The following is an 11,850-nucleotide window of genomic DNA, read 5'->3' on the forward strand; positions in this document are numbered from 1 at the left end:
CATCCACCGTACGACCCACCACTGACAACCGGCTCCGATCAGCGGTTCTGCGGGCTGCGCGAGCCCCGCTGGCCGACCGGGCGGCGGGGGCGCAGCGGGCGCCGGGGCCCGGAGTGCGAGACGGTCGGGTGCGCCGGGACGCCCGGTTTGTCCTCGATGGGGGGCCATCCGGGCTTGCCCATGACCAGCAGCGGGTCGAACAGCATCACGACACCGGCCAGGCACAGGAAGGCGAGCGGTCCGATCAGCAGGGGCGCGAGCAGGGCCGCGGGCGAGTCCCCGGTGACGCCGGGACCGGCGGAGGCGCCGTGCAGGTGGACGCTGAGGGCCGCCATCCCCGTGTAGTGCATCCCGGTCACGGCCACGCCCATGACGAGGCTGGCGCCCACGCTCCACAGGAACCCCCTGACCTGTCCGGCGGCCCACAGGGCGGCGGTGGCGGCGGCCATGGCTATCACGACGGAGGCGGCGACGGTGAGGGTGTTGTACTCGAAGGTGCCGTGGAAGCGCATCCCCGCCATGCCGAGGTAGTGCATCGTGGCGATGCCCAGGCCGGTGACGGTGCCCCCGGTGAACAGGGCGGTGCCCCGCGCGCCCTTGTAGCCGACGATGAAGACCCCGACGCCGACCATCACGATGGCCACGCCCAGGCTGGCGTACGTCAGCGGTTTGTCGTAGCTGATCGGCGTCTCCTCGATGGTGAAGCCCATCATCGCGATGAAGTGCATGGTCCAGATCCCCGACCCGATCGCCGCGGAGCCGAGGGCGAGCCAGCCGGGGCGCCAGGAGTGGGTCACCAGCAGGGATCTGGTGGTGCAGCGCAGCCCGAGGGCGCCGCCGAGGCAGGCCATGAGAAAGGCCACCAGCGGGGTGACGAGGCCGTAACTGAATCCGTCGACCGTGCCTTGCATCCGCGGCTGTCCTTCCGCCCTCTCGCGTCCCCAGATCTCCTGATGTGCGCCCCCTCCCAGGACCGCCTAACGCCCAGGGTTCAGGCGAAGAGTATGACCCCGGCCAACGAGGTCGAACGATTTTCCGGCAAAGAAACACGCCCTTGCCCCAGTTGTGCCGCCCCGGTGACCACGGCGGGGAGACCGCGCGTACGCCGTGGTGCTCCCGTGGCCGGCGGCGTTGTCAGTGCCGGGCCGTACGGTGGGGCGCATGAACAGCGATGGGCAGTACGAGCGGCGGGACGAGCCGCAGGTGGTGTGGGCCGTCGTCGGTACCGACATCGGCCCCCTGCTGCTGGCCGCCACCCGGCAGGGCCTGGTCAACGTCGTGTTCCACGCCACGGACCGGGTGCGCGAGCGGGCGCTCGGCCAGCTCGCCTCCCGGCTGGGTTGCGAGCCCGTCGAGGCGCCGGGCGCGCCGCTGCTGGCCGAGGCGATACGCCAGGTCGAGGAGTACTTCGCGGGGGCCCGCAAGGACTTCGAGCTACCGCTGGACTGGGCGCTGATCTCCGGCTTCAACCGCCAGGTGCTGCGTGAGCTGGCCGCCTCGGTGCCGTTCGGCGCGGTCGTCGGGTACGGCGATCTGGCCGGGCGGGTCGGGCAGCCGGGCGCGGCCCAGGCGGTCGGGGCGGCGATGGGCGCGAATCCGCTGCCGGTGGTCGTGCCCTGCCACCGGGTCGTCGAGAGCGACGGCGGCATCGGCGGCTTCGGGGGCGGGCTGGAGACCAAGCGGACGCTGCTGGCCCTGGAGGGTGTGCTTCCGCAGCCGCTCTTCTGAGACGGGCGGCGTCCCCATCGCCCCGCGCCGCACACGTCACCCTGCCTCGTGGTGCACGCGTCACCCGTGGTGCCTCGTGGTGCACGCGTCACCCGTAGTGCCACACGGCGCCCGCGCCACCTCTCGTGCCCCGGCGGCACGGGCGGCACCTGTAGTGCCCCGCGCCGCACACGTCACCCGTAGTGCCGCACTTCGCACACGTTGCCGTCCGGGTCGCGGAAGTAGAAGCTGCGCCGGGCCATGCCGCGGGCGCCGAGGAGGTCGTGGGAGATCCCGGAGACCGGGACGGACCGCTCCGCCAGCCGGGCCCGCAGCGCGTCGAAGCGGTCCTCCGGCATGGCCAGGCAGATGTGGTTCACGGGGTGCCCGGCGCTCTCCGCGGCGCCGGGGACCATGGTCATGCGCGGCGCCATGGTCAGCGGCGCAAGGTCGAGGATCGACTCCTCGTTGAGGCGCACCGACGGGAAGGAGACCTGTCCCGCGGCGAACTCGGTGACCCCGATCGCCTCCAGACCGACCGCCTCCTCGTAGAAGCGGGCGGCGGCCAGCGGGTCGCGCACCCAGAGGACGACATGGTCGAGTCGTGTCGTGTTGTCCGTCATGCACCCCAGGCTGGTGGGGTCCCGCACCGACGGCAAGGGTTTGACGGGGCGCGCCGCCCGCCAGGGATGAGGGAAGACCGACAGACAGGAGGCGCCCGTGTCGCTGGTGGTGTCCGAGGAAGTGCGGGAGGCGGTCGACGCGCGTCGGCCCGTGGTGGCCCTGGAGTCCACGATCATCGCGCACGGGCTGCCCCGCCCGCGCAACCTCCAGGTGGCGCTGGAGCTGGAGGACGTCGTACGGCGGGAGGGCGCCGTACCGGCGACGATCGCCGTGCTGGACGGGCGGCCCCGGGTGGGCCTGGACAAGGAGCAACTGGAGCGGATCGCCAACGAGGACGGCATCCGCAAGCTGGGCCACCGCGATCTGCCGCTGGCGGTGGCCGGTGGGGCGAGCGGCGCGACGACGGTGTCAGCGACGGCCCTGCTGGCGGCGCTGGCCGGGGTGCGGGTGTTCGCGACGGGCGGCCTCGGCGGGGTGCACCGGCAGTGGACGGTGACGCAGGACGAGTCGGCGGACCTGGGGCTGCTCGCGCGGACGCGGATCACGGTGGTGTGCGCGGGCGTGAAGTCGATCCTGGACGTCCCGGCGACCTTGCAGCGGCTGGAGACGCTGGGTGTCGCGGTCGCCGGGTACGGCACCGACCGCTTCCCCGGCTTCTACCTCTCCGACTCCGGGCACCCGGTGGACTGGACGCTGCGGTCACCGCGGGAGGTGGCGGACGTCATGCGGGCGCAGGACGCGCTCGGCGGGCCGGAGTCGGCGCTGATCGTGGCCAACCCGGTGCCGGAGGCGGAGCAGCTCGACCCCGAGCTGCACGCGCGCGTACTCGACGAGGCGCTCCGGGCCTGCGACCGCGAGGGCGTCACCGGCCAGGCGGTCACCCCGTTCCTCCTCGACCACCTGGTACGGCACACCGGCGGCGCCTCCCTGGAGGCCAACCTGGCGGCGGTGCGGGGCAACGTACGCCTGGCGGCGCGGATCGCGGCGGCTTGGGCGGGGGTGTGAACGGGGGCGGCGACGGTGCGCTGCTGGTCGTCGGGGACGTGGTGACCGACGTCGTGGCCCGCCATCGGGGGCCGCTCGCGCCGGGCACCGACACCGCCGCCTCGGTGCGGACGCTACCGGGCGGCGCGGGCGCCAACGTGGCGTGCTGGGCGGCGCACTGGGGGTGCGCGGACGTCCGGCTGCTGGGCCGGGTGGGGGCCGACGCGGCGGTGTGGCACGAGCGGGAGCTGACCGCCGCCGGGGTGCGTGCGCGGCTGGTCGTCGACCCGGTGGCGCCGACCGGCACGGTGATCTGCCTGGTGGACACGGGCGCCGCGGCCGAGCGGACGTTCCTCACGGACAGCGGCGCGTCGTTGCGGCTGGAGCCAGGCGACTGGTCACCGACACTGCTCGACGGGGTGGCGCGGCTGCACCTCTCGGGCTACCTGCTGTTCTCCGAGCCGAGCCGCGCGCTGCTCTCGGCGGCCCTGGAGTCGGCACGCGCGCGTGGAGTGCCGGTGAGCCTGGACCCGGCGTCGACCGGGTTCCTGTCCCTGCTCGGCGTCGACCGGTTCCTGGAGCTGGTCGCCGGGGTGGCGGTGCTGCTGCCGAGCCGGGACGAGGCGTGCCTGCTCACGGGGTTGCCCGACGCGGCGGACGCGGCGGCCAAGCTGAGCCGCCACGTCCCGCTGGTCGTCGTGAAACTAGGGGCGGAGGGCGCGCTGGTCGCCCGCTCCGGGGGCGTGTACGCGCGCGTGCCCGCTCTCCCGGCGGTGCCCCGGGACACCACGGGCGCGGGCGACGCCTTCACCGGCGCCTTCCTCGCCGCGCTGCTCGCGGGCGCCGGGCCACGGGACGCGGCGGCGGAGGGGTGCCGGGCGGGCGCACTGGCCGTGGCGCGGGTGGGCGGCAGACCACCGGGCGGTGCCGCGGAGGTCACCTGACGGCGAGTCGGGCGCCGTGCGGCGCGGGCCTTCACCTGAGCCCGCTACGGCCTACACCGTCAACCCTTTACGGCCTGCACCGTCAACCCTTTACGGCCTGCACCCTCAGCCCTCTACGGCCTACGCCCCCAGGCCGAGATCATCGGCGCGCTGGCGAGGTCCATCGTCCCGGAGGCGAGGTTCGCCAGGTGGCGGTCGATGTCCTGGCCGGTGCCGAAGCCCGCGGTGACGAGTTCGTCCCGGAACTGACGGATCGTCGCCGATTCCAGCGCGGCGCAGGCGGGCGAGGCGAGGGGGAAGTAGGCGTCGGCGCCGACCCGGCGCAGTCCGGCCGCGCGGAGCTGACGCGGCAGCCTGCGCCCGTGGGAGAGGTCGTCGCCGCGACTGACGAGCAGGCGGAGGAGCCCCTTGCGCAGCCGGTTCGCCAGTTGCTGTTCGGGCCCGTGCTCGTCGGGGCAGGCGAGGTGCTGCAGGGCGGGGTCGGCGTCCTCGACCAGGAGCCGTCCACCGGGACGGAGCGCCTTGACCATGCACCGCAACGCCCGTTCGCGGTCGGGCACATGGACCAGCGGCAGCCGGGCGTGCACCAGGTCGTAGCCGTCGCCCGGGGGTTCCTCGGCGCCCACGTCGTGGAGGCGCACCTCCACCGGGGGCCGGGCGACCGGGGTGGCCCAGGACAGGTCGGTGGCGGCGGCGGTGGCGAGGACCTTGCCGGTCGGGCCGACCTTCTTGGCCAGCCAGGACACCACGGAGGTGCCGCTGGCGCCGACCTCCCAGCAGCGCCAACCGGGTCCGACCCCGAGGCTTTCGAGGTGCCGGAAGGTGGTGGGGTCGAAGAGGGCGGCGAGGGCGTCGGAGCGCGCCGCCGCGTCGGTCTGCCGGGTGGGCGTGCGGGTCTGCCGGTCGGCCGTGGCGGCCTGCCGGTCAGCGAGGAGATGACCATCGGTTCGCATCATGCCGCGATCATCCCAGTTGTCCGGCTTGTCGGGAGTGGGCGACGCTCCGGTATGACGAGATGTGCGGCGAACTCATGCTTCCCGGGAGGCAACGCCCCGTTGTCCACAGGCGGGAACCAAGCGGAACGTGTGCTACCCACAGGCTTCCCCACGGTCCTTGCCCGGCTGGCAAACTGGCACGACAGGGCGCGGAAACGCGTCACGGGGGACCATGCGAGGAGTGCCGGATGTCCATGGCAGGGAATCTACGGAAGGTCAGGGGCCTCAGCGCGGTGGGCGGCCTGCGCAGGGTGGCGCGGCTGACCAGGCGACGGCGCCGGGTCGACCTGAGCCACCCCGCCCGCTCCCCGCTGGGCTCGTCGGTGGTCAACTGCGTGGCGTACGAGGACGGGGTGCGGGTCCCCGTCGAGGGCGATCTCGCCGACGCGGTGGAGCGGGTACGCAAGAGCGGCGACGGATTCGTCTGGCTCGGACTGCACGAGCCGACGAGCGACGAGTTCGCGGGCATCGCCGAGCAGTTCGACCTGCACCCGCTCGCCGTCGAGGACGCGGTGGAGGCCCATCAGCGCCCCAAGCTGGAGCGGTACGGCGAGACGCTGTTCGCGGTGTTCAAGACCGTCTGCTACGTGGAGCACGAGGAACTCACCGCGACCAGCGAGGTGGTGGACACCGGCGAGATCATGGTGTTCCTCGGCCCCGACTTCGCGGTCACGGTGCGGCACGGGATGCACGGCTCGCTCGGCCCGGTGCGCGAGGAGCTGGAATCGCACCCCCGTCAGCTCGCCAAGGGTCCCTCGGCCGTGCTGCACGCCATCGCGGACCACGTCGTCGACGAGTACCTCAGCGTGGTCGACGCCGTGCAGGCGGACATGGACCAGGTGGAGACGGACGTCTTCGCGGAGGACGGCGAACGGGTCGACCCGGGCCGCATCTACCAGCTCAAGCGCGAACTGCTCGAACTGAAGCGGGCCGTGGTCCCCCTCGGCCGCCCCCTCCTGGAACTCGCCGACCGGCCGATGCGGGTGGTGGACCAGGAGATACAGGCGTACTTCCGCGACGTCGCCGACCACCAACTGCGGGCGGCCGAGCAGATCGCCGCCTTCGACGAACTGCTCAACTCCATCCTCCAGGCGCACCTCGCCCAGGTCACGGTCGCGCAGAACGAGGACATGCGGAAGATCACGGCGTGGGCGGCGATCGTCGCCGTGCCGACCATGGTCTGCGGGGTGTACGGCATGAACTTCGCCCATATGCCGGAGCTGGGCTGGCGATACGGCTACCCGCTGGTCCTCGGGGTGATAGCCGTGGCCTGTCTGGTGCTGTACCGCGGCTTCCGGCGCAACGGCTGGCTGTGAGCGCACCCGTCGACGGGCGGTGGCGGAGCGGGACGCTGGAGGGTCAGCGGGCGCCGCTCTCGGCGTAGACGCGTCCGGCCCAGGAGGCGATCTGGTCGCCCGTCAGGTGCCGTACGAGGTCAGCCTCGCTGATCATGCCGACGAGACGCTTGTTCTCGATCACGGGCAGCCTGCGGATCTGATGGGACTGCATCTCCCGCAGGACCTCGCCGACGTCGGCGTTGGCGTCGATCCAGCGCGGGGTGCCCTGGGCCATCTCGCCCGCGGTGACCCTGGCCGGGTCGTGGCCCATCGCCACACAGCCGACGACGATGTCGCGGTCGGTGAGGATGCCGCAGAGCCGCTCGTCCGAGTCACTGATGGGCAGGGCGCCCACGCCCAGGTCGCGCATCAGCTGGGCGGCGCGGTCGAGGGTCTCATGGGCGGGGATCCACTGGGCTCCCCGGTGCATGATGTCCGCGGCTGTGGTCATGGCGTACCTCCTGGAGCCGGACGCTCGGCGCGGCACGGGGGCACCGCTGGTCCCGGCAGTCCCGGCGCCCTCATTCTCGCGGCGCCCTCCGGGACCCGCACCCGGAGACGCCGCCGACCGAACCACCCCGGGCGGGGCCACTCCGGCGCGGGGCCCGCCGCCCCGGCGAGGGCCTGGTCAGCCGCGCCACGCCGGATGGCGCGGGTCGTCGGCCCGGACCAGGACGTCGGCCGTGGCGGCGGGGTCGGTCTCGTGCTCGTAGCGCGCGAAGGCGGGGAGGGTCCAGTGGTCGGCTTCCGGGGTGCGGCGGCGCAGGGCGCCCGGTGAGAGGAGGAGATGGACGGACAGGTCGAAGGGGAACCAGTGGCGCAGCAGGAGCGGGCCGTGGAGCAGCAGCACACCGCCGGGCGGGAGCTGGACGTAGGGGCTGCGGGTGGCGCGGTCGGTGACCGGGTTCCTGAGGTCGGGCAGGATCCGGCCGTCGCCGCCCGGTTCGAGCGGGCCGAACACCTCGCGCCACAGCGCGCCGGTGTCGAACCAGCCGTCGTAGTAGGAGTCGACGTCCTGGCGGCCGTGTTCGAGGCGGAGCGAGGCGGGGCGCAGGAAGCCCTCGGTGCCGACGACGAGTGAGGGACGGCCGCGTATCCGCAGCGCCTCGTGGACCAGGTCGGCGAGGTCGCCGGGGCGCGCCGCCGGGGCGCCGTCGAAGGCGACGCGCGGCCAGGGACCGCCGTCGGCCGTCTTCAGGTCGAGCAGCCGCTCGGCGAGCTGGTCGCCGAGCCGTTCCCAGGTGATCGCTTCGAGTCGCACACGGCCATGATGCCGCGAGGCCCGGACCCGACGGCTGCCGGAGACCGGGGGGAGGCTCGGCCGCAGGAAGCGCTGTCCCCGCCTCTGCGGGCCTGGCTGAAGCGACGTATCGTGGCCGAAAGCGTGCCACTCGGCGACGTGTGACGGCCGACGTAGGAATACGGCCATGGGCGATCCCAGAGGTTTCCTGACCACCCCTCGCCAGGACTGGCCCCGACGCCCCGTCGGGGAGCGGGTCCGGGACTGGGACGAGGTGTGTGTGCCCGGGGCGCTGCTGCCGATCATCAGCAAGCAGGCCGACCGCTGCATGGACTGCGGGATCCCGTTCTGCCACGAGGCGTGTCCGCTGGGCAATCTGATCCCCGAGTGGAACGACCTGGTCGCGCGCGAGGACTGGCGGCAGGCGAGCGACCGGCTGCACGCCACGAACAACTTTCCGGAGTTCACCGGGCGGCTGTGCCCGGCGCCGTGCGAGGCGGGCTGTGTGCTCGCCATCAACCAGCCCGCGGTCACCATCAAGAACGTCGAGTGCGCGATCGCCGACCGCGCCTGGGAGGAGGGGTTCACACCGCCCCGGCCACCGGACCGGCTGACCGGGCGGACGGTCGCGGTGATCGGCTCGGGCCCCACCGGGCTCGCCGCCGCACAGCAGCTCACCAGGGCCGGGCACACGGTCGCCGTCTACGAGCGGGACGACCGGCTCGGCGGGCTGATGCGCTACGGCATCCCCGCGTTCAAGATGGAGAAGCACCATTTGGAACGGCGGCTGGAGCAGATGCGCGCCGAGGGGACGAAGTTCCGTACGTCGACGGCGGTCGGACGGGACGTCGGCGCCGACGAGCTGCGGTCGCGCTACGACGCGGTGGTGATCGCCACGGGGGCGACGGCGTGGCGGGAACTGGACGTGCCGGGCCGGGAGTTGGCCGGCGTCCAGCAGGCGATGGAGTACCTGCCGCTGGCCAACCGGGTGGGCGAGGGTGATCTGGACAGCTCCCCGATGTCCGCCGCCGGGAAGCACGTGGTGATCGTCGGCGGCGGCGACACCGGCGCCGACTGCCTGGGCACCGCCGTACGGGAGGGCGCCGCGTCCGTGACCCAGCTCGACATCTACGCCCAGCCGGGCGCGGAGCGCGACGAGGACGCCGAGCCCTGGCCGACGTACCCCCGGATCTACCGGCTCTCGGCCGCGCACGAGGAGGCGGGCGAGCTGGGTACGGCACCGGCGGCGGACGCGGACGCGCGGCTGTTCGCGGCGTCGACGCTGCGGTTCACCGGCGACGCGGACGGCCGGGTGCGGGCGCTGCACCTCGTCGAGGTGGACGCGCGGCGCCGCCCACGGCCCGGCACCGGGCGGGCGCTCCCCGCCGACCTGGTCCTCCTGGCCCTCGGCTTCTCCGGCCCCGACCGGACGGACGGCCTGGTCGACCAGCTCGGCCTGGAGCTGGGTCCACGCGGCACGATCGCCCGGGACGCCTCCTTCGCCACCAACGTGCCCGGGGTGTTCGCCGCGGGGGACGCCGCGCGCGGGCAGTCACTGATCGTGTGGGCGATCGCGGAGGGCCGGGCGGTGGCGGCGGCCGTCGACCACCATCTGACGGGCAGCTCCCGGCTCCCGGCGCCGATCGGACCGTACGACCGGCCCATGGCGGTGTGACCGCCACACGAAACGCACCCCATGCGCCCCCACGCGAAAGGCGGCGGTCCCGACGCACGAGGTGCGCCAGATCCGCCGCCGATCGAACCGAACGGGGCCAAACAGAACAGGACCGGAACAGGCCGGAACGAACAGGCCAGCCACGAGCCTCAGAGCTTGCGCCCCACCGCCCCGTACCCGGGAATGACCCCGTCCTCCTGACCCGGCACCGGTTCGCCCAGTTCCGGGTGCCACTCGGGGACGATCGCGACGCCGGGCTCGACGAGTTCGAGACCGTCGAAGAAGCGGGCGAACTCGGCGCGGGAGCGCAGGGCGAGGGTGATGCCCGCCGCCTTGAGCTTCGCGGTCGCCGCCGCCGACTCCTCCGGGGAGAAGTCGGCGGTGGCGTGGGTCATCACCAGGTAGCTGCCGGAGGGCAGTTCGGCCAGCAGCCGGTTCACCAGCTGGTGCGCGCCGTCCTCGTCGGAGACGAAGTGCAGCAGCGCGATGAGGGAGAGGGCCACCGGACGGCTGAGGTCCAGGACCTTCTTCGCCCCCTCGACGATGGCCGCCGGGTCCCGCACATCGGCCTGGAGGTACTCGGTCACGCCCTCGGGCGTACTGCGCAGCAGCGCCGCGGCGTGGGCGAGCACGATCGGGTCGTTGTCGCAGTAGACGACGCGTGCGTCGGCGGCGACCTGCTGGGCGACCTGGTGCAGGTTCGGCTCGGTCGGGATGCCCGTGCCGATGTCCAGGAACTGCCGTACGCCCTGCCCCGCCAGCCAGCGCGTGGCACGGTGCATGAAGGCGCGGTTGACCCGCGCCATCACCGGCACGCGCGGGTCGAGGGCCAGCATCTGACGGCCCATCTCCTCGTCGACGGGATAGTTGTCCTTGCCGCCGAGGTACCAGTCGTACATCCGCGCGGGATGCGGTTTGCTGGTGTCGATCTCGACGTGGGGCTGCCCGGTCATGACGCACTCCATAAGGGTCTCAAGCAGTTAATGATCAACTCAGTACCAACGTACGGGACTTGCGGGAGGGGGCTGAACAACAAACAGGGGCAAGGATCAGGACAACAGGAAGTCCGCCTCTCCCGCCTTGGCCCCCTCGATGAAGGCCGTCATCTCGTCCGTGGTGTAGATCAGCGCCGGACCGTCCGGATCGGTGGACTGACGGACGGCGATCCGGCCGTCGGCGAGCTTCATCGCCTCCAGGCAGTTGCCGCCGTTGCCCCCGCTCCAGGGCTTGTGCCAGCCCTCGCTGCCGAGGTCCCGCGCGGGCATTCCGTTGTAGACACGTATGCGCGGTTTGATGCGCTCCATTTACAGCTCCTTGCGGAGATCCCGGAGGATCTCGTTCGTGCGATGTGCCGTAGCGGCCTGTGCCGCCATGCGGTCCATGACCTCGAGGTAGGTCGCCACCTCGGAGCGCGCGTCGAGGTAGACGGCGCCGGTCAGGTACTCGCTGTAGACCATGTCCGGCAGTTCGGGCATGGCGAACCGGAAGATCACGAAGGGCCCGTAGGTGCCGGGGTGCGGTCCCGTGCGGAACGGGATGACCTGCAGCGTGACGTTGGGCAACTCCGTGACGTCGAGCAGTTTGTCGATCTGGGCGCGCATCACGTCGGGGCCGCCGACCTGACGGCGCAGCGCGGTCTCGTCCATGACGACCCACATCCGGGGCGCGTCCTCACGCGTGAGCAGCGCCTGCCGCTGCATCCGCAGGGCGACGTGCCCCTCGATGTCCTCCGGGCTCGCGTGGCCGATGGCGCCCGAGGTCAGGACGCCGCGGGCGTAGTCCTCGGTCTGGAGGAGTCCGGGTACGAAGTGGGGCTCGTAGCTGCGGATCAGGACGGCGGCGCCCTCCAGGCTGACGTACATCGAGAACCAGCCGGGAAGGATGTCGTGGAAGCGCTGCCACCAACCGGGTTTGTTGGCCTCCTCGGCCAGTTGGACGAAAGCCTCGGCCTCGTCGTCGGGAACGTCGTAGGCCTTCAGGAGAAGTTGGAGGTACGGGATCTTGAAGGCGACCTCGGCCATCTCCATGCGTCGCACCGTGGCGGGGGCGACCCGTAGGACGCGGGCGGCCTCCTCACGTTTCAGGCCCGCGCGTTCTCGCAGGTCCAGCAGGCGCCGACCGAGGACGACCTGGCCGACCGTCGGCGCGGACCGCGGTTCACTCACGCTCCACCTCCAGCAGGGATTTCCACACAGCTCGACGGCGCCATTCGAAGACCTTTTCGAGGAACTGACCTCATACGCGCCCGGCATATGCGGCCGGATTCTCATGAAACCGGACCGATCGGACGCCTTTGACCAGACCCCCGGCGATCCCAAGTGGCGCCGTTCGTCGTGCTGTTGCG

At 72.5% G+C, this 11,850-nt stretch carries 13 protein-coding genes; 5 read left to right on the forward strand and 8 right to left on the reverse strand.

Annotation, left to right across the window (positions count from 1 at the left end; all coding sequences use genetic code 11):
- Positions 1 to 38: 38 nt before the first annotated feature.
- Positions 39 to 911 (reverse strand): MHYT domain-containing protein, encoded by an 873-nt coding sequence (locus ACFQZ6_RS08535; protein ID WP_381606273.1) that lies wholly within the window; start codon positions 909 to 911, stop codon positions 39 to 41.
- Positions 912 to 1,161: 250 nt separating this feature from the next.
- Between ACFQZ6_RS08535 and ACFQZ6_RS08540 the strand changes: the two genes are divergently transcribed.
- A complete protein-coding gene (locus tag ACFQZ6_RS08540; protein ID WP_381606275.1) occupies positions 1,162 to 1,728 on the forward strand; it encodes a methylated-DNA--[protein]-cysteine S-methyltransferase in 567 nt (188 codons plus the stop codon).
- A 173-nt stretch (positions 1,729 to 1,901) separates the two neighbouring features.
- Here ACFQZ6_RS08540 and ACFQZ6_RS08545 read toward each other — a convergent pair whose 3' ends face one another.
- On the reverse strand, positions 1,902 to 2,330 hold the full coding sequence (locus ACFQZ6_RS08545; protein ID WP_381606278.1) for a VOC family protein: 429 nt from the start codon (positions 2,328 to 2,330) through the stop codon (positions 1,902 to 1,904).
- A gap of 97 nt (positions 2,331 to 2,427) precedes the next feature.
- Here ACFQZ6_RS08545 and ACFQZ6_RS08550 point away from each other — a divergent pair, with 97 nt between their 5' ends.
- Together ACFQZ6_RS08550 and ACFQZ6_RS08555 are read left to right on the forward strand one after the other, a co-directional pair.
- Positions 2,428 to 3,336, forward strand: a complete 909-nt coding sequence (locus ACFQZ6_RS08550) for a pseudouridine-5'-phosphate glycosidase (protein WP_381606280.1) — start codon at positions 2,428 to 2,430, stop codon at positions 3,334 to 3,336.
- On the forward strand, positions 3,333 to 4,259 hold the full coding sequence (locus ACFQZ6_RS08555; protein ID WP_381606281.1) for a carbohydrate kinase family protein: 927 nt from the start codon (positions 3,333 to 3,335) through the stop codon (positions 4,257 to 4,259). Before ACFQZ6_RS08550 ends, ACFQZ6_RS08555 begins: the two co-directional genes overlap by 4 nt.
- Before the next feature lie 113 nt (positions 4,260 to 4,372).
- Here the strand turns inward: ACFQZ6_RS08555 and ACFQZ6_RS08560 are convergent, their stop codons facing one another.
- On the reverse strand, positions 4,373 to 5,215 hold the full coding sequence (locus ACFQZ6_RS08560; RefSeq protein ID WP_381606283.1) for a methyltransferase domain-containing protein: 843 nt from the start codon (positions 5,213 to 5,215) through the stop codon (positions 4,373 to 4,375).
- 227 nt (positions 5,216 to 5,442) lie between these two features.
- Here ACFQZ6_RS08560 and ACFQZ6_RS08565 point away from each other — a divergent pair, with 227 nt between their 5' ends.
- A complete protein-coding gene (locus tag ACFQZ6_RS08565; protein ID WP_381606285.1) occupies positions 5,443 to 6,570 on the forward strand; it encodes a magnesium and cobalt transport protein CorA in 1,128 nt (375 codons plus the stop codon).
- A 43-nt stretch (positions 6,571 to 6,613) separates the two neighbouring features.
- Here the strand turns inward: ACFQZ6_RS08565 and ACFQZ6_RS08570 are convergent, their stop codons facing one another.
- Together ACFQZ6_RS08570 and ACFQZ6_RS08575 are read right to left on the reverse strand one after the other, a co-directional pair.
- Positions 6,614 to 7,042 (reverse strand): CBS domain-containing protein, encoded by a 429-nt coding sequence (locus ACFQZ6_RS08570; RefSeq protein ID WP_381606287.1) that lies wholly within the window; start codon positions 7,040 to 7,042, stop codon positions 6,614 to 6,616.
- Between the two features lie 177 nt (positions 7,043 to 7,219).
- Complete coding sequence (locus tag ACFQZ6_RS08575) at positions 7,220 to 7,852, reverse strand: uridine kinase (protein ID WP_381606289.1); 633 nt, start codon at positions 7,850 to 7,852, stop codon at positions 7,220 to 7,222.
- A gap of 166 nt (positions 7,853 to 8,018) precedes the next feature.
- On the opposite strand from ACFQZ6_RS08575, the gene ACFQZ6_RS08580 reads away from it, so the two are divergent.
- A complete protein-coding gene (locus tag ACFQZ6_RS08580; RefSeq protein WP_381606292.1) occupies positions 8,019 to 9,506 on the forward strand; it encodes a glutamate synthase subunit beta in 1,488 nt (495 codons plus the stop codon).
- A gap of 149 nt (positions 9,507 to 9,655) precedes the next feature.
- Here the strand turns inward: ACFQZ6_RS08580 and ACFQZ6_RS08585 are convergent, their stop codons facing one another.
- From ACFQZ6_RS08585 to ACFQZ6_RS08595, 3 genes are all read right to left on the reverse strand, one after another.
- Positions 9,656 to 10,471 (reverse strand): SAM-dependent methyltransferase, encoded by an 816-nt coding sequence (locus ACFQZ6_RS08585; RefSeq protein WP_381606294.1) that lies wholly within the window; start codon positions 10,469 to 10,471, stop codon positions 9,656 to 9,658.
- A gap of 84 nt (positions 10,472 to 10,555) precedes the next feature.
- Positions 10,556 to 10,810: a DUF397 domain-containing protein gene (locus tag ACFQZ6_RS08590; protein ID WP_360213792.1), complete on the reverse strand. Its 255-nt coding sequence runs from the start codon at positions 10,808 to 10,810 to the stop codon at positions 10,556 to 10,558.
- Positions 10,811 to 11,671, reverse strand: a complete 861-nt coding sequence (locus tag ACFQZ6_RS08595; RefSeq protein WP_381606296.1) for a helix-turn-helix domain-containing protein — start codon at positions 11,669 to 11,671, stop codon at positions 10,811 to 10,813.
- Positions 11,672 to 11,850 lie beyond the last annotated feature (179 nt).

Origin of the sequence: Streptomyces flavalbus (assembly GCF_042674625.1) — a bacterium.
Lineage (GTDB): Bacteria > Actinomycetota > Actinomycetes > Streptomycetales > Streptomycetaceae > Streptomyces > Streptomyces flavalbus.

Bases quoted from the DNA above. Each gene is read 5' to 3' on its own strand.
- ACFQZ6_RS08535 (WP_381606273.1), bottom strand. From the start codon at position 911: ATGCAAGGCACGGTCGACGGATTCAGTTACGGCCTCGTCACCCCGCTG.
- ACFQZ6_RS08540 (WP_381606275.1), top strand. From the start codon at position 1,162: ATGAACAGCGATGGGCAGTACGAGCGGCGGGACGAGCCGCAGGTGGTG.
- ACFQZ6_RS08545 (WP_381606278.1), bottom strand. From the start codon at position 2,330: ATGACGGACAACACGACACGACTCGACCATGTCGTCCTCTGGGTGCGC.
- ACFQZ6_RS08560 (WP_381606283.1), bottom strand. From the start codon at position 5,215: ATGATGCGAACCGATGGTCATCTCCTCGCTGACCGGCAGGCCGCCACG.
- ACFQZ6_RS08565 (WP_381606285.1), top strand. From the start codon at position 5,443: ATGTCCATGGCAGGGAATCTACGGAAGGTCAGGGGCCTCAGCGCGGTG.
- ACFQZ6_RS08570 (WP_381606287.1), bottom strand. From the start codon at position 7,042: ATGACCACAGCCGCGGACATCATGCACCGGGGAGCCCAGTGGATCCCC.
- ACFQZ6_RS08580 (WP_381606292.1), top strand. From the start codon at position 8,019: ATGGGCGATCCCAGAGGTTTCCTGACCACCCCTCGCCAGGACTGGCCC.
- ACFQZ6_RS08585 (WP_381606294.1), bottom strand. From the start codon at position 10,471: ATGGAGTGCGTCATGACCGGGCAGCCCCACGTCGAGATCGACACCAGC.
- ACFQZ6_RS08590 (WP_360213792.1), bottom strand. From the start codon at position 10,810: ATGGAGCGCATCAAACCGCGCATACGTGTCTACAACGGAATGCCCGCG.